This window comes from Blastococcus sp. SYSU D00922 (assembly GCF_054050495.1).
Genome location: NZ_JBJGZL010000003.1, coordinates 412,015 through 430,482, shown reverse-complemented (window position 1 = coordinate 430,482; position 18,468 = coordinate 412,015). Strand labels below are relative to the sequence as shown.

17 protein-coding genes and 1 tRNA gene are annotated in these 18,468 nt (G+C 74.5%); 12 read left to right on the top strand and 6 right to left on the bottom strand.

The features are described from left to right. Positions 1-1,203 carry an MFS transporter gene (locus tag ACI78T_RS07080; RefSeq protein ID WP_456557374.1) on the bottom strand — a complete coding sequence of 401 codons (1,203 nt, stop codon included), beginning with the start codon at positions 1,201-1,203 and terminating at the stop codon, positions 1-3. Positions 1,204-1,289: 86 nt separating this feature from the next. Between ACI78T_RS07080 and ACI78T_RS07075 the strand changes: the two genes are divergently transcribed. The 3 genes from ACI78T_RS07075 to ACI78T_RS07065 all read left to right on the top strand — a co-directional run bounded on the left by ACI78T_RS07075 (position 1,290) and on the right by ACI78T_RS07065 (position 4,979). Next, positions 1,290-1,377 (top strand) — tRNA-Ser (locus ACI78T_RS07075). 273 nt (positions 1,378-1,650) lie between these two features. After that, entirely contained in the window at positions 1,651-2,460 is an 810-nt protein-coding gene (locus ACI78T_RS07070; RefSeq protein WP_456557394.1) for a hypothetical protein, read from the top strand. Between the two features lie 257 nt (positions 2,461-2,717). Continuing rightward, positions 2,718-4,979, top strand: coding sequence for an immune inhibitor A domain-containing protein (locus ACI78T_RS07065; protein WP_456557373.1), 2,262 nt, complete (start codon positions 2,718-2,720; stop codon positions 4,977-4,979). Between the two features lie 66 nt (positions 4,980-5,045). Here the strand turns inward: ACI78T_RS07065 and ACI78T_RS07060 are convergent, their stop codons facing one another. After that, a complete protein-coding gene (locus tag ACI78T_RS07060; RefSeq protein WP_456557372.1) occupies positions 5,046-5,300 on the bottom strand; it encodes a hypothetical protein in 255 nt (84 codons plus the stop codon). Continuing rightward, a complete protein-coding gene (locus tag ACI78T_RS07055; RefSeq protein WP_456557371.1) occupies positions 5,297-5,650 on the bottom strand; it encodes an STAS domain-containing protein in 354 nt (117 codons plus the stop codon). Before ACI78T_RS07055 ends, ACI78T_RS07060 begins: the two co-directional genes overlap by 4 nt. Before the next feature lie 141 nt (positions 5,651-5,791). Here ACI78T_RS07055 and ACI78T_RS07050 point away from each other — a divergent pair, with 141 nt between their 5' ends. The 3 genes from ACI78T_RS07050 to ACI78T_RS07040 are packed head-to-tail and all read left to right on the top strand — an operon-like array spanning position 5,792 to position 8,486. Further along, on the top strand, positions 5,792-6,496 hold the full coding sequence (locus ACI78T_RS07050) for a response regulator (RefSeq protein WP_456557370.1): 705 nt from the start codon (positions 5,792-5,794) through the stop codon (positions 6,494-6,496). Next, on the top strand, positions 6,493-7,863 hold the full coding sequence (locus ACI78T_RS07045; protein ID WP_456557369.1) for a sensor histidine kinase: 1,371 nt from the start codon (positions 6,493-6,495) through the stop codon (positions 7,861-7,863). The genes ACI78T_RS07050 and ACI78T_RS07045 overlap by 4 nt, the downstream gene beginning before the upstream one ends. Beyond that, on the top strand, positions 7,860-8,486 hold the full coding sequence (locus ACI78T_RS07040) for a GerMN domain-containing protein (RefSeq protein WP_456557368.1): 627 nt from the start codon (positions 7,860-7,862) through the stop codon (positions 8,484-8,486). The genes ACI78T_RS07045 and ACI78T_RS07040 overlap by 4 nt, the downstream gene beginning before the upstream one ends. 3 nt (positions 8,487-8,489) lie before the next feature. Here the strand turns inward: ACI78T_RS07040 and ACI78T_RS07035 are convergent, their stop codons facing one another. Continuing rightward, positions 8,490-9,392, bottom strand: a complete 903-nt coding sequence (locus ACI78T_RS07035; protein ID WP_456557367.1) for a PH domain-containing protein — start codon at positions 9,390-9,392, stop codon at positions 8,490-8,492. 216 nt (positions 9,393-9,608) lie between these two features. Between ACI78T_RS07035 and ACI78T_RS07030 the strand changes: the two genes are divergently transcribed. The 6 genes from ACI78T_RS07030 to nagB all read left to right on the top strand — a co-directional run bounded on the left by ACI78T_RS07030 (position 9,609) and on the right by nagB (position 15,862). Then, complete coding sequence (locus ACI78T_RS07030; protein WP_456557366.1) at positions 9,609-10,787, top strand: ROK family protein; 1,179 nt, start codon at positions 9,609-9,611, stop codon at positions 10,785-10,787. An 86-nt stretch (positions 10,788-10,873) separates the two neighbouring features. Beyond that, positions 10,874-12,205, top strand: coding sequence for an extracellular solute-binding protein (locus ACI78T_RS07025; RefSeq protein WP_456557365.1), 1,332 nt, complete (start codon positions 10,874-10,876; stop codon positions 12,203-12,205). Between the two features lie 67 nt (positions 12,206-12,272). Further along, positions 12,273-13,268: a carbohydrate ABC transporter permease gene (locus tag ACI78T_RS07020; protein ID WP_456557364.1), complete on the top strand. Its 996-nt coding sequence runs from the start codon at positions 12,273-12,275 to the stop codon at positions 13,266-13,268. After that, positions 13,265-14,107 (top strand): carbohydrate ABC transporter permease, encoded by an 843-nt coding sequence (locus ACI78T_RS07015; RefSeq protein ID WP_456557363.1) that lies wholly within the window; start codon positions 13,265-13,267, stop codon positions 14,105-14,107. Before ACI78T_RS07020 ends, ACI78T_RS07015 begins: the two co-directional genes overlap by 4 nt. Then, positions 14,104-15,069: an ROK family protein gene (locus tag ACI78T_RS07010; protein WP_456557362.1), complete on the top strand. Its 966-nt coding sequence runs from the start codon at positions 14,104-14,106 to the stop codon at positions 15,067-15,069. Before ACI78T_RS07015 ends, ACI78T_RS07010 begins: the two co-directional genes overlap by 4 nt. 10 nt (positions 15,070-15,079) lie before the next feature. Then, the gene (gene nagB / locus ACI78T_RS07005) at positions 15,080-15,862 is read left to right on the top strand and encodes a glucosamine-6-phosphate deaminase (protein ID WP_456557361.1); all 783 of its coding nucleotides are present in this window, start codon (positions 15,080-15,082) and stop codon (positions 15,860-15,862) included. On the opposite strand, the gene nagA is transcribed toward nagB, so the two are convergent. Together nagA and ACI78T_RS06995 are read right to left on the bottom strand one after the other, a co-directional pair. Beyond that, positions 15,859-16,986 carry an N-acetylglucosamine-6-phosphate deacetylase gene (nagA, locus tag ACI78T_RS07000; RefSeq protein ID WP_456557360.1) on the bottom strand — a complete coding sequence of 376 codons (1,128 nt, stop codon included), beginning with the start codon at positions 16,984-16,986 and terminating at the stop codon, positions 15,859-15,861. The two genes, nagB and nagA, sit on opposite strands and share 4 nt — an antisense overlap. Next, positions 16,983-18,449 carry a glycoside hydrolase family 3 N-terminal domain-containing protein gene (locus tag ACI78T_RS06995; RefSeq protein ID WP_456557359.1) on the bottom strand — a complete coding sequence of 489 codons (1,467 nt, stop codon included), beginning with the start codon at positions 18,447-18,449 and terminating at the stop codon, positions 16,983-16,985. Before ACI78T_RS06995 ends, nagA begins: the two co-directional genes overlap by 4 nt. Positions 18,450-18,468 lie beyond the last annotated feature (19 nt).

Sequence of the window (18,468 nt, the reverse complement as noted above, 5' to 3'; positions counted from 1 at the left end):
TCAGGCGTCGGCGCGGACCAGGCGAGGGCGGGCTGCGACCAGCCCCACCATCAGCTGGACGACCACGAGGACCAGCAGCACGACCAGGCCGGGGGTCCAGTCGTCGGTCAGCTCGTGCAGGAGGCCGACCACGAGCGGGCCGGTGGCCGCGAGCAGGTAGCCGAGGCTCTGGGACGCCGCCGAGAGCCGGCCGGTCTGCGCGACGTCGCGGCTGCGGACGAGGACCAGCGTCATGGCCAGCGGGAAGGACGCGCCGGTGCCGAGCCCGTACAGCACCGACCACAGGGCGGGTGCGGCGTCCGGCGCCAGCAGCAGCCCGAGGAGACCGAGGGCGATGGCTCCCGACGCCACGACCACCCAGGCACCCTGCCCCGGCCGGCGCGCGGCGAGCGGGGGCACGACCAGCGAGAGCGGCGCGCCGACCAGTGCAGCCACCGCGACCAGCGCGCCCGCGTTCACGGGGGTGACACCCGCGTCGTCCTCGAGGATCTGCGCCAGCCAGGTGAGCAGCGCGTAGAAGGACAGCGACTGGAGGCCGAAGAAGACCATCACCGCCAGGGCCACGCGATCGCGCAGGATGGCGGTCCGCCGTCCCGACGCCGGCGCCGGCGTCGGCGTCTCGGGGCGGCCGCGGGCCGCGAGCGCGAAGCCGGCCAGGGCGAGGACGACGGGGAGCGACCACAGCGCCAGCCCGCCGAGCGCGCTGCCTGTCAGGTCCGCGAGCGGCTGGGCGAGCCCGGCGCCGAGGCTGGCGGAGAGCGCCATCGAGCCGGTCACCGCCCCCACGACGACGGCGCTGCGGCTGCCGAAGTCGGCCCGGGCGACCGCGGGCAGGAGGACGTTCGCCGCCGCGATCCCGGCGCTCAGGACGACGGTGCCGAGGAAGAGGCCGACGGTGCCGAGCGACCGCAGCGCGATGCCGACGCCGACGGTCGCGATGCCGGCCAGGACGGCCCGGTGCAGGCCGATGCGCGCCGCCAGCACAGGGGCGAGCGGCGAGAGCAGGCCGAAGCAGATCAGCGGCAGCGAGGTGACGACGGCCAGCGCGCCGGTCGAGACCGACAGCTCGTCCGCCACGTCGTCCAGCACGGGGCCCACGGCGGCGAACGGTCCCCGTAGGCAGAGCGCGGTGACGACGACGGCCGCGGCCGGGGCGACCACGGTCCACCGGAGGCGCCCCGTGGTGGTCTCCGCGGCGCGCACGACGGACATCCTCCGCCGCAGCTGTCGCCCGCCCGCGCGGGGGGTGGGCGCGCGCCGGGCACCGGGCACTAGCCTCGACGGCGCCAGGAGGGCTCGCCTAGTGGCCGATGGCGGCGGTCTTGAAAACCGCTAGGAGTTCACAGCTCCTCGTGGGTTCGAATCCCACGCCCTCCGCGTCCGCCGACACGCCGTGTCGCGCCCGCGTCCCGGGATGACCGACCGGTCGGTGACCGTGTTTCCGCAGGTGGACGCGCCGCATGTCGACAAAGCGGTGCACCGGGCAGCAAGTCACCGCCCCACCGGACAGCCCATCGCAACGATCAGGTGACGGGCATTTCGCGGCCTGTCGGAAGTCATCGGCAGCCCCGGGCCCGCACGTGACCATTGCACCTGTCCGCGGCACTTCCCCGCCGCGGCCAGGGGTGCTGAGGGAGTTGCCGCGTGACCATGGGCGCGACGATGGGGTGGCCGGCGGTGGCGGTGCTGGGTTTCGTGCTGCTCACCGGACTGGTGGTCGCCCTGGGGACCAGCTCGACCGCCCGGTACGAGTTCGAGCGCAACGGCGCCCGCGAGCGGCAGAGCCCGGGCGCGCACCGCATCGGCAGCCATCCGGCCGGCAGCAGGGCCGAGAGCCGGCCGTCCGCCGCGGCCGACGCCCAGGGGCAGCCCCAGGCCGTCGCCGTCCGGCCCGCCCCGGCTCCGTCGACCGGGCCCGCCTGGTGGCTGGTCGACGACGAGGCCGTGGTCCTGGCCGGTCCGTTCGGCGACCGGATCGACGCCGACTGGGCGGCCCTGGCCGGTGACCTGCCGGCCGTCTCGGTCTTCGGCGCCCGGCGGGCCGACGGCACCGTGGCCGTGCGTCCCTCCCCCGAGGAGCGGGCGTGGCTCGTGGACCTCGGCAACCAGCTCGACCGGCTGCCGGTCGAGTGGGACGAGCTGCTGACCGACACCGACCCGCTCACGACCCTGGTGGTCGAGGTCGCGGCCGCCCTCGTGGAGGCGGGCCTGTCGCTGCACGACCCGGAGGGCTCGGCGGCCGGCGGTGTGTGCCTGATGCCCGAGCTCGCGGCGCAGGGGATCGTCGTGAGCTGGCGGGCGCACGAGCGGATGAGCGTGCACCACGCCCGGGGCGGCGCCGCCGCGGCGACGGTGCGGCAGTCGATGAACGCCACGATCGCCGACGTCCTGGCCAACCTCGGCTTCGTCGTGGAGCCGTTCGACGCGTCCGGGAGCTCGCTGGTCACCGCTCTGGGCTGAGCCTCGGGAGGCGCCGACCGGACCCGCGCGGCATGCTGGTCCGACCCGGTCGGGGAGGGCACCCCACGAGAGGGCCCGGCGGCGTTCCGAATCGGACGCGACTCGCCGAGCGCGACGCGCCGTGAAGCCGCAATCACGCTCTGGACACAGTTTGTGAGCGCACCTAACGTGACGGCCGGGCCACCCGAGAGAGTGCGCACCGGTGATCCCGCCGGGGGGCCGGGTGGCCCTTCTTCCCGACCCCAGGAGAGCCGTTCTTGAAGAGAACACTGGCCGTCGTCATGGGAGCCGCGCTGCTCGCGGCCGTCCCGGCCACCGCAACCGCCGCACCCCCGGAGAACACCGCGGACCCCGCTCCCCAGCGGGCGCACGACCTGCCCAACCCGCTCGCCGACCAGCAGCGCGAGGAGCGGGCCGCCGGTCTGGAGAAGGTCCTCAGCGGCGAGGCCGTCGCCCGCGGGGCCAACCAGGTCGTCCAGCTCGGGCGCGGCAAGTACGTCGAGCTCGCCCGCGAGGACGAGGACGCCATCTGGACCGTGCTGGGCGAGTTCCGCGACCTGCCGCACAACTCCATCCCGGAGCCCGACCGCAGGGTCGACAACACCACCATCTGGACCGAGGACTTCTCCCGGGACTACTTCGACCGGATGCTCTACTCCTCGGCCGACGGCGTGAACTCCGTGGCCAACTTCTACGAGGAGCAGTCCTCCGGCCGGTACAGCGTGACCGGCGAGGTGGAGGACTGGGTGACCCTCGGCGGCGAGCCCGCCGCCTACTACGGCGAGGGCGACGACGACCGGCGCACCTGGGAGTTCCTCGAGGCGACCCTCGACGCCTGGTACCAGGAGCAGCTCGACGCCGGGAAGACGGCGGCGCAGATCGACGAGTACCTGTCCCAGTACGACGTGTGGGACCGCTACGACTTCGACGGTGACAGCAACTTCGACGAGGCCGACGGCTACATCGACCACTTCCAGGCCGTGCACTCCGGCATGGGCGAGGAGGTCGGCGGCGGCGAGCTCGGCGCGGACGCCATCTGGTCGCACCGGTGGTACGTGAACTCCGCCGGCCAGGGCAGCGAGGGCCCGGAGCTCGCCGACGGCACGCAGGTCGCGTTCGGCGGCACCCAGGTCGGGCAGTCGCGCTACTGGATCGGCGACTACACCGTCGAGCCGGAGAACGGCGGCGTCGGCGTCTTCGCCCACGAGTTCGGCCACGACCTAGGCCTGCCCGACCTCTACGACACGTCCGGCAACAGCGGTGGCGCGGAGAACAGCACCGCGTTCTGGACCCTGATGAGCTCCGGCTCGTACGGCAACAGCGGTCGCCCCGAGGACGGCATCGGCACCAAGCCCATCCCGATGGGCGCCTGGGAGAAGCTGCAGCTCGGCTGGCTGAACTACGAGACGGTCGAGTACGGCAAGAAGCGGACCGTCCAGCTCGGCCCGGCGGCCTACAACACCCGCCAGGAGCAGGCGCTGATCACGCTGCTGCCCGACCGCGAGGTGACGACGACGGTCGGCACCCCGTTCGAGGGCGACGACTTCTGGTACTCCGGCTCGGGCGACGACCTCGACAACACGATGCTCCTGGCCAAGCCGGCCGGCGCCTCCACGCTCACCGCGAAGGTGAGCTACCAGATCGAGGAGGGCTGGGACTACGCCTACGCCGGGTACGTCGACGGCGGGAGGTTCGTCCCGCTGCCGACGAACATCCCGACCGACGACGACCCGAACGGCCAGAACGCCGGGTACGGCATCACCGGCTCGACCGGCGGCAGGTGGGTGGACCTCACCGTCGACGTCAGCACCGTCCCGGACGGCGCACCGCTCGGCTTCCGCTACTGGACCGACGGCGCGGCCGCGGAGAACGGCCTGCTGGTCGACGGGACCGCCCTCGACGGCACCCCGGTGACGGAGTGGACGCTGGACGGCTTCACCGAGACCACCGGCACGACGGTGGAGAGCCACTTCAACGCCTACATCGCCGAGAATCGGGCCTACACCGGCTACGACACGGGGCTGAAGACCGGGCCGTACAACTTCGGTGACCCCACCCGTCCCGACTGGGCGGAGCGGCTGCCGTACCAGGACGGCCTGCTGATCAGCTACTGGAACAGCCAGTACACCGACAACAACGTCGGCGCCCACCCGGGCGCGGGGCTGATCCTGCCGGTCGACGGGCACGCGGGCCTGCTCTACGAGCCCACGGACGACGAGGGGACCAACCGCACGGACGGCGAGAGCTGGCGGCCGCGCATCCAGTCCTACGACTCGACGTTCGGGCTGCAGCGGACCGACCGGATCACGCTGCACGACCCGGACACGGGCAAGGCCCAGTCCTACGGCGGGCTGCCGGCCGTGCCGTCGTTCGACGACCGCAAGGACTGGTACGTGGCGCCGGGCGAGCAGCCCGACGCCAACGGCTGGACCGGCGTCGACGTGCCGAAGACCGGGACGCGGATCACCGTGCTGATCCAGAACACCCGGAACAACATCACCACGGTGCACGTGGGCTGACCACCCGCACCGCCAGGCCGGAGGCCCGGTTCCCCTCGGGGAGCCGGGCCTCCGTGCCGTCCGGGGCTAGACGGTCCCGGGCGAGTGGCGGACGACGAGTTCCGCGCCCCGTGCCGCGAGCTCGTCGCCCAGGTCCCGCAGCAGGGCCAGGCCCTCGTCGTCGGCGTCCCGGACGTCCTGCAGGTCGAGGACGACCCGGACGTGGCCGCTGCCGCGCAGCGACTCGGCGGTGCCCCGGAGCAGGTCCGCGCCCAGGGAGGTGAGGTGGCCGCTGGCCCGGATGAGCCCGGTGCGGCTGTCGACCGACTCGGACAGCATCACGCCGCCCGCCGCTCGCCGGCCGGCTCGAGCTCGAGCACCCGCCAGAGCCCCGTGCGGTGCAGCAGGTCGAGGGTCCGGCGGTTGGCGCCGCGCAGGACGACGCTGCCTCCCCGGGCCCGGCAGGTGCGGTGGGCCGACAGGAAGCTGGCGACGGCGGGGCTGGCCAGGTGCTGCACCCCGCTCAGGTCCACGACGAGCTCGCGGGCGCCGGCCAGCAGCGCGTCGTGCAGCAGCCAGCGGACGTCGGCCAGCCCCTCGGTCAGCAGGTCGTCGGTGAGCCGCACGGTCACCTGGTCGCGCTCGGTGTCGAGCCGGGTGTGCGCGGCGGCGCGGACGGCGGTGGCTGTCATCGGCATCTCCTCGCTGCGTCGGGGCGGTGCGGCCCAGCCTGGCCGCCGGACATTGCGATCCCCTGGGGAGCGGTTTGCGATTGCATGAAGGCTCCGGCGCAGCCGCGGGACCCGCGACGGGCGATGGCAGCATGGACGGCGATGGCGCTGCGACTGCTGGTGGTGGAGGACGACGACCACATCCGCACCGCGCTGCGCTGGGCGCTGGAGGACGAGGGCTACGACGTCGCCGAGGCGGGGTCGGGCGAGGAAGCGCTCCAGGCGGTCGCGGTGAGTCCGCCCGACCTGATGATCGTCGACCTCATGCTGGGCTCGATGGACGGCGTCGACGTGATCCGGCACGTCCGCCACGGCCTCGACCTGCCGATCATCGTCGTCAGCGCCCGCGCCGACACCAGCGACATCGAGACGGCCCTGGACGCCGGTGCCGACGACTACGTGACGAAACCGTTCGCGGTCAAGGAGATCACCGCGCGGCTGCGCGCCCTGCGGCGGCGGGTGGCTCCCGCACCGGTCGAGGACCACCCGGAGGAGGTCCTCCTGGACCGCGACCCGGTCGCGCCGCTGGTGCTGCGCGAGGCGCGGGGGACCGTGCACCGCGGTGAGGAGCAGCTGCCGCTGACCCTCACCGAGTTCCGGCTGCTGTGCGAGCTCGCCGCGTCGCCGGGGCGGGTGCTCAGCCGGCAGGCGCTGCTCGAGCGGGTGTGGCAGCACGGCTTCTTCGGCGACGAGCGGCTGGTCGACGTGCACGTGCGCCGGCTGCGCACGAAGGTCGAGCGGGACCCGAGCGCGCCGCGCGTGGTGGTGACCGTCCGCGGCCTGGGGTACCGGCTGGACCTCCCGTGAGGCCGGCCCTGCGGAAGGGGCTGCGCGCACGGGTCGTGCTCGGCTACGCGGCCGGAACCCTGCTCGTGTCCGTCGTGCTGGTGACCACCACCTTCCTGCTGGCCCGCAGCTACCTGCTCGACCAGCGCGAGGCGTCCCTGACCCGGCAGGCCTTCGCCGACGCCAACGCCCTGGACAGCCGGCTGTCCACGGCGGGCACGGCGGTCGGCGACGTGCTGGGCGACCTCGTGCCCTCCGGCGGTGCCGACGTCGTCGTCCACGACGGCGACTCCTGGTACTCCTCCGGCCTCGACGTCGGCGCGCGGGACGTCCCGGCACCGCTCCGCGAGCTGGTGAGCACGGAGGCGGCGGCCAGCCAGGTGGTCGAGACGGCGGACGGGCCGCGCCTGGTCGTCGGTCTGCGCCTGCACGACACGGAGGTGGAGTTCTACGAGCTGGCCCCGCTCGACGAGCTGCGCCAGGTGCTGAGCACCCTGGCCGCGGTTCTCGGGGCCGGCGCGCTGGCCGCGACGGCGGCCGGCACGGCCTTCGGCGTCTGGGCCGGCCGGCGCGCGGTGCAACCGCTGGAGCAGGTGGCGGGGGCGGCGACCCGCATCGCCGGCGGCGAGCTGGGCACCCGGTTGCCCGCGACCGACGACCCCGACCTGGTGGGCATCGTCGCCAGCTTCAACAGCATGGTCGACGCGCTGGCAACGCGGATCCAGCGGGACGCCCGCTTCGTCGGCGACGTGAGCCACGAGCTGCGCAGCCCGCTCACCACGCTGGTCACCAGCGTCGAGGTGCTCGGGAGCCGCCGCGAGGAGCTCTCCCCGCGGGGCCGCGAGGCGCTCGCGCTCGTGGAGGGCGAGCTGACCCGGTTCCGCCGGACCCTCGACGACCTGCTGCAGCTGGCCCGCCTCGACGGCGCGGATGTCGCCGCCGCGGGGCAGCCGGTCTGCGTCGCGGACCTCGTGCGCCAGGTGCTGTCCGACAGCGGCCGGCCGGCCGGGCTGCTGGACGTCGCCGAGGGGGCCGGGACGACGGTGCGCGGCGACAAGACGAGCCTCGAGCGGGCGGTGCGCAACGTGCTCGACAACGCGGACCGGCACGCGGGCGGGCCGTCCGCCGTCCGGGTGCAGCGGCGCGGCGACGCCGTCCTGGTGACCGTCGAGGACGACGGCCCCGGCGTCGCCCCCGAGGACCGCGAGCGGGTCTTCGAGCGGTTCGCCCGCGGTCCGCGCGCCGCCCGGAAGTCCCTGCCCGGCGCGGGCCTGGGCCTGGCGATCGTGGCGGAGACCGCCGCGCGGCACGGCGGCGCCGCCTGGTGCTCCGAGGCGCCGGGTGGCGGCGCCCGCTTCACCCTGTCCGTGCCGGTGGCACCGCGATGAGCCGGCGGTGGCGGCTCGCCCTTGTCGGCCTGGTCCTGGCGGTGGGCGGGTGCGGCGTCCCGGTGAGCGACGGACCGCAGGCCATCCCGTCGTCCGAGGTGCCCTACGGGCTGGCCGAGCGGACCGCGCCGCCGCCCTCGCCCAGTGCCGTCGTCCCGGCGGAGGCACCGTCGCAGGTCTTCCTCGTCGGCGCCGACGAGGTGCTCGTCGGCCGCCCGCGGGAGGTCGCCGGCCCGACGGTCCGCGACCGGCTGGCCGCCCTGCTGACCGAACTCGAGCAGGCGCCCAGCGCCGCCGAGCGCGACGAGCAGCTGTCCACCCTGCTCACCCCGGAGGCCCGGCTCTCGGTGACCGGGCTGGAGCAGGGCACGGCCACGATCGACCTCGCCCTCCCCGACGGCGTGCCCTCGGGCGGGGCGAGCCGCCGGGCGGTCGCGCAGCTCGTCCTCACCGCGACCAGCCTGCAGGGCGTCGACGCCGTCCGGCTCACGATCGGCGGCGACCCGGTCGAGGCGCCGCTGCCCACGGGGGAGCTCACCTCGACGCCGCTGACCGCCGCGGACTACGCCGTGTTCCTGACCGCCCCGGAGCCGCCGTCCGCGGTCCCGGCGCCGCCGTCCTGACGCTCAGCCGGCGAGGATCCTGGCCTTCTGCGCGGCGAACTCCTCCTCCGTGAGGATCCCGGCGTCGCGGAGCTCGCCGAGCTTGCGCAGCTGCTCCACCATGTCGGTCTGCGGCGGGGCTGCCGGCGGGGGAGCGGCCGGCGCCGGGGCGCCGAACGCGGCACCGGCCATGCCCGGGTTGACGTGCAGGTACTGCGACTGCCGCTCGATCGTCTTCTTCTGCCGCGCCTCGCTGATCAGCGGCGCCAGCAGGTCCATGACCGCGTAGGGCCCCTCGACGTTGTCGAGCACGACCTGGCCGGTCGTCGTCCCCTCGACGTTGCCGCTGAGGTTGAACATGTCGGCCTGGGCCCCGTAGGACGGGTCCTCCAGCACGAGGACGACGTCGCCGACGTCGTTGCCGCGCTGCCAGACGGCCTGGCGCACGTCCATGTCCTTGACCGCCCAGAGCGGCACGCTCTCGGTGCGGGTGCCGAGCAGGCCGCTCTCGATCCAGACGCGGTCCTTCGTGATCCGGTAGCGGGCCTTGGAGACGCCGGCCGCGCTGGTGGCGGCGTTCTTGCTCTCGCCGAACCAGAGCGTGCTCGGGTCGTTGGCCCACTGCTCGGTGCGCTTCGCGTTCTGCTCGGCGAGCTTCTGCTTGCCCTGGTCGGCGATCGCCTTGCCCTGGTCGGCGACCTGCTTGAGGCGGTCCTTCCAGCTGACCTTGCCGCCGGCCGGCGCGGCCGCGGCGGGCGGGGGACCGGGCGGAGGGGGGAAGGCGGCGGCCGGCGGCGGGAGCTCGGTCGTGAGCGGGTCCTGCCCCGTCGAGCCCTGGTCCGAGACGTGCTCGGTCCAGGCGCTGCCGTTCCAGTACCGGAGCTCGTGCATCCCGGTGGGGTCGGGCAGCCAGTTCGCGTCCGCCATCGCTGTCTCCTCCGTGGTCGTGTGCCGGCAGGAGGATGCCAGCGGCGGCCCGGATACGGGGCCCTCCCGATCGCGCCGAGATCTGCACACTCGCCGCCATCAGGCCCCTGATGGGCACGAGTGTGCAGATCTCGGCGGTCGGGGCTGGTGATCACGATGTGATCACAGGCACAAGAAGCCTTGACAGGTGAATGTAAGGACGGTGTCCTAACAAACATGACCGTGGTGCGCGAGAGCCAGCAGCAGCGTCGGCTCCTGCGCCCGACCAGCAAGGTCCTGCCCGAGCACGCCCGCGCGCACAACCGGTCGATGGTCCTGCAGCACCTGTTCCACTTCGGCCCGCACTCCCGCGCCGAGCTCGCCCGGGCCACCGGGCTCACCCGGGTCACCGTCTCCGACCTCGTCGGCGCGCTGCTGGCGGAGGGCCTGGTCACCGAGCTGGGCCTGCGCGCCGAGGGGAAGCCGGGCAAGCCCGGCACCCCCGTGGGCCTGCGCACCGACGCGTTCCAGATCGTCGCCGTCGACCTCGCCGACGACGAGCGGATGCACGGCGCCGTCCTCGACGTGGACGGCGAGGTGCGCGTGCGCCGGTCGGAGGCGGTCCGGGGACGGCGCGGCCAGGAGGCCGTCGACGCCCTGCTCGCCCTCTGCCAGGACCTGGTCGCCGCCGCCACCTGCCCGGTGCTGGGCGTGGGCGTCGGCTCCCCGGGCGTCATCGACCCCGAGGGCACCGTCGTCCAGGCGCCCAACCGCGACTGGTACGGCGTGCCGCTGGCCGCGGAGCTCGGGGCGGCCCTCGGCCTGCCGGTGCACGTGGCCAACGACGCGAACACCGCCGCGCTGGGCGAGTTCACCTACGGGGGCGCCTCCGGCGGCGGGCTGCTCGTGCTCACGGTGGGGGAGGGCGTCGGTTCGGGCATCGTGCTCGACGGCGCCCTCGTCCAGGGCCACGAGCACGCGGCCGGCGAGCTGGGGCACGTGACCGCGGTCGACGAGCGCGACGACATCGACGGCGCCCCCCTCGGCCGCCCGCAGCCGTGCGCCTGCGGGCGCTCGGGCTGCCTCGAGACGGTGCTGTCGGTGCCGGCGATGCGCCGCCGCGTCGAGGGGCTGGCCCCCGACGCGGCGGCTGCAGCCCTGGCCGCGGTCGGCCGACGGCTGGGCATCGTGCTCGCGCCGGTGGTCAGCGCGCTCAACCTCTCCGAGGTCGTGGTCAGCGGCCCGCCGGAGCTCCTCGACGGCCCTCTGCGGGAGGCGGCCCTGGCCGCGATCCGCGAGCGCACCATGCCGGTCATCAGCAGCGATCTCGACCTGCGGATGACCTCGCTCGGCGAGGACGGAGCCCTGTCCGGGGCCGCCGTGCTCGTGCTCTCCGGTCAGCTCGGGGTGACGTGACCACCCCGAGCCGACCAGTTGCAGGTCGGAAGACCCCCCACGGCGGCGCTGTCCGGCACCGTCCGCGCCAGAGAAGGAAGACCGACATGAAGATGGTACGTACGGGCGGCGCGGCCGTCCTCGTCGCCACGATGCTCGCCGTCGCCGCGTGCGGCGGCGACGACGGTGGTTCGGGCGGGAGCGAGGGCGCCGAGCTCCGCCTGTGGCTCAACGGCACCGACACCCCGCAGGAGCTCCGCGACTACCTCGTGGAGACCTTCGAGGAGCAGAACGAGGGCGCGACCCTCGTCATCGAGGAGCAGGACTGGAACGGCCTGGTGCCGCGGCTGCAGACCGCCCTGACCTCGGACGACCAGACCCCCGACCTGGTCGAGATCGGCAACACCCAGAGCCCGACGTTCACCTACGCCGGCGCCTTCAGCGACATCTCCGACCTCTACGAGGAGCTCGGCGGCGACAAGCTCCTGCCGGCCTTCGTCGACGCCGGATCTGTCGACGACACCGTCTACGCGCTGCCCTACTACTCCGGTGCCCGCGCGGTCTTCTACCGCAAGGACCTCTTCGAGGCAGCCGGCGTCCAGGTGCCGACCACCCTCGACCAGTTCGCCGAGGCGGCCCGCACCCTGCAGTCGGCCAACCCTGCCGGGACGCCGAACTTCTCCGGGGTCTGGTTCCCCGGGCAGGACTGGTACAACGGCATCGCCTGGCTGAACGCCTACGGCGGCGAGCTCGCCGTCCAGGACGGCGACCAGTGGGTGGGCGCGCTGTCGAGCCCCGAGTCGCAGGAGGGCCTGGCCAAGGTCCAGGAGCTGTTCGCCTCCGCGACCAGCGCCCCGCGCGACGCCGACTCGAACGAGCCGTGGGTGCCGTTCAACAACGGCGAGTCGGCCATGTTCTCCGCGCCGACCTGGGCCCGCTGGAGCATCGACCTGCCCGAGTGCAACAAGGGCGTCGACCCGGACGACGAGTCCGACGAGGCCGCGGCTCTGCTGGCCGAGCAGCAGGCGTGCAACGAGGAGAAGACCGGCGTCTTCGCGCTCCCCGGCCTGGAGGAGGGCAGCGCCGCACCGGTGTTCGCCGGCGGCTCGAACATCGCCATCCCGGCGAAGTCGGGCAACCAGGAGCTGGCCCGCAACCTGCTGGAGATCATCTTCAGCGAGGAGTACCAGACGATGCTGGCCGAGAACGGCCTCATCCCTGGCAACACCGACTACGCCGACTCCCTCGGTGACGACGTGTACGCCCAGGCGGCCCTCGCCGCCGCCGTCGACGCCAAGCTGACGCCGGCCGCGGAGAAGTGGGCCGACGTCGAGGGTGCCCGCATCCTGGAGGACTTCTTCCAGGAGATCGCCGGTGGTGCCGACCTCGCCTCCGCGGCGGAGAAGGCCGACCAGCTGATCACCGACACGCTCAACTGACCGACCGGCCGGGGGCGCGGTCCCTCCGCCCCCCCGCCCCGGTCGCCCTCGCACCCCGGAGCCCGTCGTGCCCGCTCCCCACTTCTCCCCGCCCGCCGCGGCGCCTCCCGCGCCCCCTCCCTCACCCGTCGTCCCCGTCCCCGTCCCGGCGGCGGGCGCCGACCCCCCGCGCCGGCGGTCGTGGCGGTCGCAGCTGAATCCCTACCTGCTGCTGGTCCCGGCGCTGGTGCCGATCGGCGTGGCGCTGGGCTACCCCCTGGTCCGCCAGTTCTGGATCTCGTTCCAGGAGTACGGGCTGGCCCAGCAGTTCGGCCAGCCGGCCGAGTGGGTCGGGCTGCGCAACTACGCCGACCTGCTGTCCGACGGCTACGTGTGGGGCGTCATCGGCCGGTCGATCGCCTTCTGCCTGGTGAACGCCACCCTGACCATGGTGATCGGCGTCGCGCTGGCGGTGCTCATGACCAGGGTCGGCCGGGCCGCCCGGATCACCCTCCAGGTCGGCATGCTCCTGGCCTGGGGCACCCCGGTGCTGGCCACGATGACGGTCTGGCAGTGGCTGTTCGACTCCCAGTACGGCGTCGTCAACTGGCTGCTCGCCGAGCCGCTGGGCATGGACGGCATGCGCTACCACTCCTGGATCATCGAGCCGCTGTCGTTCTACTTCGTGGCCACGGTGATCGTCGTCTGGATGAGCGTCCCGTTCGTGGTCTTCACCGTCTACGCGGGGCTGCTCCAGGTGCCCGCGGAGTGCGTCGAGGCCGCCCAGCTCGACGGGGCCGGCGGGTGGCAGCGGTTCTGGCACCTGTCGGTGCCCCTGGTGAAGCCGGTCCTGTTCGTCGTCGCGCTGCTGCAGATCATCTGGGACCTCCGGGTGTTCACCCAGATCTACGTCCTGCAGCGGGGCGGGGCGCCGACCCGCGACACCCACCTGCTGGGCACCTACATCTACTCGCTGTCCAAGGAGTTCTCGATGGCCGGCGCCATGGCCACGATCATGCTGGTCATCACGCTCGCCCTCACCGGCTTCTACATCCGCCGCATGCTGAGGGAGGAGGAGCTGTGACCGCGACGCGGGGGAGGCGGCCGGTCCGCTGGCTGCTGGGCACCCTGGCCGTCCTCGTCGCGCTGGTCTGGGTCTTCCCCATCTACTGGATGATCAGCAGCGCGTTCCTGCCCACCAACCGGCTGCGGACGGCGGAGCCGACCTTTTTCCCGACCGACGGGACGCTGGCCAATTTCCGGCGGGTTTTCGCCGATCCCGACTTCTACTCCTCGTTCAAGGTGTCGCTCGGCGTCACCGTTCTCACATTGGTCGTCGCGATCCTCTTCGCATTCGTCGCGGCACTCGCCGTGAGCCGTTTTCGGTTCCGCGGCCGGAAATCGTTCGTCGTGACCATTCTCGTCGTCCAGATGATCCCCGCGGAAGGATTGTTCATCTCGCAGTACCGGATGCTCGACGACTGGGATCTGGTCAATTCCGTGCTCGGTCTGAGCATCGTCTACGTGGCCGCCGTCCTGCCCTTCACGATCTGGATGCTGCGTGGGTTCGTCGGCGGCATCCCGATCGAGCTCGAGGAGGCGGCGATGGTCGACGGGCTCTCGCGGACCGGCGCCTTCTTCCGCATCACCTTCCCGCTGCTCGCGCCTGGCCTCGTGGCGTCCGGCGTCTACGGGTTCCTGCAGGCGTGGAACGAGTACACGCTCGCCCTGGTGGTCATGACCGACCCGGGGGAGCGGACGCTGCCGCTCTGGCTGCAGGGGCTGGTCGAGGCCAACCGGGCGACCGACTGGGGTGTGGTCATGGCGGGGGCCACGCTCATCGCGGTCCCGGTCATCGTCTTCTTCCTGTTCGTGCAGAAGCGGCTGTCCGCCGGGCTGGTGTCCGGGGCGGTGAAGGGGTGAGCGTCGACCACCGGGAGGCCTGGTCGGTCGGGCTGGACATCGGCGGCACGAAGGTCCTCGGGGTCCTGCTGGACGACGCGGCCGCGGTGCGCGCCACCCTGCGCGTGCCGACCCGGCAGGGCACCGACGGCGTGCTCGGCACCGCGTCGGAGGTCGTCGAACGCCTCTGCGCCGCCGCGGGGATCACCCCCGGCCGGCTGGTCGGTGTGGGCGCCGGCGTCCCGGGGCTGGTGGACCCGGCGACCGGGGAGGTCTCGTTCGCCGTCAACCTCGGCATCCACGACCGGGCCGTCGCGCTGGCGCCGCTGCTGGCCGATCGCTTCCGCGGGGTGCCGGTCACCGTGGAGAACGACCTGAACGTGGCCGCCGTGGGCGCCGCGCGCGTCCTCGGGCTGCGCGGTGACCTGGCCTTCCTGGCGCTCGGCACCGGGGTGGCCGCGGGCTTCCTGCTGGACGGCGGCCTGCGGCGGGGCTTCCGCGGCGGAGCGGGCGAGATCGGGCACCTGCCCTACGACCTGTCCGGCCCGGTCTGCCCCTGCGGCCAGCGCGGCTGCCTCGAGCTCTACGGCTCGGGGTCGGCACTGGACGCGGCCTGGCCCACCCGCGACGGCCGGCCCGCCGCGGTGGAGGTCTTCGCCGCGGCGGCCAAGGGAGACCCGGACGCCGTCCGGGTGCGGGACGCGTTCGCCGACGCCGTCGCCGCCGCCGTGCGGCTGCTGGTGCTCACCGCCGACGTCGAGCACGTGGTGCTCGGCGGCGGGGTGGCCGAGGTCGGGGCGCCGCTGCTGGAGGCGGTCTGCCGCCGCCTGGACGAGCAGGGCGCCGGTTCGGCGTTCCTGCGCAGCCTGCGGATCGGGGAACGGGTCCAGGTGGTGCCGCACGGCGTGACGGTGGCTCCGATCGGCGCGGCCCTCGCCGCGCGGGAGGCGGTCGCCCCGGCGCCGGCGGTGCCGACCCGGTGAGGGGTGCGCCGTGGAGGTCGTGATCCTCGGCTCGGCCGACGAGGTGGCCCGGCTGGCGGCTGACCGGATCGCCGCCGTGGTCCGCCGCGACCGCGAGGCGGTCCTGGGCCTGGCCACCGGGTCCTCGCCGACCGGCATCTACGCCGAGCTGGCGCGCCGGGTCTCCTCGGGTGAGCTGGACATGTCCGGCGTCCGCGGCTTCGCGCTGGACGAGTACGTGGGCATCCCGCTCGACCACCCGGAGAGCTACGCGGCGGTGATCGCCCGCGAGGTCGTGGGCCCGCTCGGGCTGGCACCGGAACGCGTGCGGGTGCCCGACGGCCGGGCGGCCGACCTGGAGGCCGCGGCGGAGGAGTACGACCGCGCGATCGCCGCCGCCGGGGGCATCGACCTGCAGCTGCTCGGGATCGGCGCCAACGGCCACATCGGATTCAACGAGCCGACGTCGTCGTTCGCCTCGCGCACCCGGATCAAGACGCTCGCCCCCCGCACCCGCGCCGACAACGCCCGGTTCTTCGCCTCGCCGGACGAGGTGCCGACGCACTGCCTCACGCAGGGCCTCGGCACGATCCTGGAGGCGCGCGCACTGCTGCTCGTGGCGCAGGGGGAGGGCAAGGCGGAGGCGGTCGCGGCCGCCGTCGAGGGCCCGCTGACCAGCATGTGCCCGGCCTCGGCGCTGCAGCTGCACCGGCGGGCGGCCGTCGTCGTCGACGAGGCGGCGGCCTCGGCGCTCCGGTTGACCGACTACTACCGCCACACCTACGCGCACAAGCCGGAGTGGCAGCGGCCCTAGCGGACCCGCCGGCCGTCGGCCCAGACCCCGCGCACCGTCCAGTCCTCGTCGAGGAGGACGGCGTCGGCCGCGTAGCCGCTTGCCAGCCGCCCCAGGCGGTCGGCGAGACCCAGCGCCGCCGCGGGGGTGGCGGTGACCGCCCTGACGGCGGCGACCGGGTCGAGGCCGAGCGTGGTGACGGCGGTGCGCACAGCGGCGTCGAGGGTCAGCGTGGAGCCGGCGATGGTCGCCGTCCCGGCGAGGACGGCGAGGCCGTCGCGGACGTCGACGTCCAGCCCGCCCAGGCGGTACCGGCCGTCCGGGGCCCCGGCTGCGGCCATGGCGTCGGTGACCAGCGCGACCCGGCCGGGAGCGGCCGCGAACAGCAGGCCGGCGACGGCGGGGTCCACGTGCCGGCCGTCCAGGATGAGCTCCAGCGTGACGCGCGGGTCGGCCACTGCCGCCGCCACCGGCCCGGGCGCGCGGGCGGTGATGCCGGGCATGGCGTTGAAGGCGTGGGTGAGCAGGCGCGCCCCGGCGTCGAAGGCCCGCCCGGTGAGCTCCGCGTCGGCCTCGGTGTGGCCCACGGCGGCGGTGACGCCGGCCCCGGCCAGCACCTCGATCGCCTCCAGCGCCCCGGGCAGCTCCGGTGCGAGCGTGACCTGCCGCAGCGTGCCGTCCGCGGCGGCGAGCAGGCGCCGGACGTCGTCCTCGCCGGGTGCCCGCAGGTGGGCGGGGTCGTGCGCCCCGCAGCGCCGCGGCGACAGGAACGGGCCCTCCAGGTGCGAGCCGAGCACGCCGGTGCGCTGCCCGGTCAGGCCGGCGACGGCGGCGAGGGACGCCTCGAGCGAGCCGATCGGGTTGGCCACCAGGCTGACCACGCTGCGGGTGGTGCCGTGCCGGCGGTGCACCTCGAGCGCGGCGGTGATGCTGTCGGCGCCGTCGTCGAAGGAGGAGCCCCCGCCGCCGTGCACGTGCAGGTCGACGAAACCGGGGGTCAGCCAGGCGCCGTCCGCCACCTCGTCGGCGGGTGGGGGCGCACCGCTCCCGGTCGCGGCGACGGTCGCGCCGTCGAGGAGGACCCAGCCCCCGTCGACGACCCCGTCGGTGTCGACCCGGCGGGCGCCCCGGAGCAGGGTCGTCACGACCGGCCGCCGAGCAGTTCGGCGACCGCGCGGGTGTTCGCGGCACCGGCTCCGTGCGCCGTCACGACGGGGCCGGGGACGAGGTCGGCGTCGTCGGGCATGCCGAGGGCGACGACGACGGCGTCCGGGCGCCGGGCGACCAGCCGCTGCAGCCACTCCCGCTGCCAGTCGCCGCGGTAGGCGTCGCGCACGGCGACGACCACGGGCAGCCCGTCCGCCCCCGCCAGGGCCTCCTCGACCGACGGCGCCCCACCGTGCACGGCCACGGCGCCGGCCAGCAGCCCGTGCGCCGCGAGCGGCTCGGCGAGGCTCCACTTGGCCTGCCCGACCGCCATGTTCGCCTCGCCGCGCAGCTCCACCACCAGCGCGGGGCCGGGCAGTCGGCCGGCCTCCCGGGCTCGCGTCGCGCGGCGGGCCGCGGCGGCGCCGACCTCGCGGTCGGCGGCGGACCGTTCCGCGGCGGACGACCGCGCGAGCCGCTCCCGCAGGGCGGTCACCCGCTCCGCTGCCTCGCGCACCCGGGCCTCGGGCAGCCGGCCGTCGCGCACGTGCTCGGCCACGGTGCGGCGGACGGCGGCGCAGTCCTCCTCGCCGTCCTCTGCACCCAGCAGCAGCAGGTCCGCGCCTGCCGCCAGGGCCAGGGCGGCGGCACCGGGGATGCCGTGCGCGGCGCGGACGCCGGCCATGTCCAGCGCATCGGTGACGACGACGCCCTCGAAGCCGAGCTCGCCGCGCAGCACGTCGACCAGCAGCCGCCGGCTGAGGGTGGCCGGCCGGTCGTCGAGGGCGGTGAACACGACGTGCGAGGTCATAACCAGGTCGGCGCCCGCCGCCACGGCGGCGGCGAAGGGCGGCAGCTCGCGGCGGCGGAATGTCTCCTCGTCGGCGTCGATGACCGGCAGGCCGAGGTGGGAGTCGACGGTGGTCGCCCCGTGCCCGGGGAAGTGCTTGGCGGTGGCGGCGACGCCGACCGAGCGCAGCCCGCGCACGTACGCGGCCCCGTGCCGCGCCACCAGCGCCGGATCGGCCCCGAACGAGCGGACGCCGATGACCGGGTTGCGGGGGTCGCTGTTCACGTCGACCGACGGGGCGAAGTCGACGTTCACGCCGGCCCGCCGCAGGTCGTGCCCGATCGCGGCGGCGACGGCGGTGGTGACGGCCTCGTCGTCCACCACGCCCAGCGCGAGGTTGCCCGGGTAGCTGCTGCCGACGAGGTACTCGAGCCGGGTGACGTCCCCGCCCTCCTCGTCGAGGCCGATCAGGGCGTCGGGGCGGACCGCCCGGATCCCGTCGGAGAGGGCCCGCACCCGGTCGGGGGCGGAGTCCGCGCCGACGAGGTTCTGCCCGTAGAGGCAGGCGCCCGCCAGGCCGTCGTCGAGGGCGGCGGCGACCCACCCGGGAACGGCCGGTCCGGCGAATCCGGGCATCAGGCAGGCATTGACGAGGCGGTCCAGTTCCGACATGTCCCTCTGCTTCTCCCGC

Bases quoted from the DNA above. Each gene is read 5' to 3' on its own strand.
- ACI78T_RS07070 (WP_456557394.1), top strand. From the start codon at position 1,651: ATGGGCGCGACGATGGGGTGGCCGGCGGTGGCGGTGCTGGGTTTCGTG.
- ACI78T_RS07055 (WP_456557371.1), bottom strand. From the start codon at position 5,650: ATGACAGCCACCGCCGTCCGCGCCGCCGCGCACACCCGGCTCGACACC.
- ACI78T_RS07050 (WP_456557370.1), top strand. From the start codon at position 5,792: ATGGCGCTGCGACTGCTGGTGGTGGAGGACGACGACCACATCCGCACC.
- ACI78T_RS07040 (WP_456557368.1), top strand. From the start codon at position 7,860: ATGAGCCGGCGGTGGCGGCTCGCCCTTGTCGGCCTGGTCCTGGCGGTG.
- ACI78T_RS07035 (WP_456557367.1), bottom strand. From the start codon at position 9,392: ATGGCGGACGCGAACTGGCTGCCCGACCCCACCGGGATGCACGAGCTC.
- ACI78T_RS07030 (WP_456557366.1), top strand. From the start codon at position 9,609: ATGACCGTGGTGCGCGAGAGCCAGCAGCAGCGTCGGCTCCTGCGCCCG.
- ACI78T_RS07025 (WP_456557365.1), top strand. From the start codon at position 10,874: ATGAAGATGGTACGTACGGGCGGCGCGGCCGTCCTCGTCGCCACGATG.
- ACI78T_RS06995 (WP_456557359.1), bottom strand. From the start codon at position 18,449: ATGTCGGAACTGGACCGCCTCGTCAATGCCTGCCTGATGCCCGGATTC.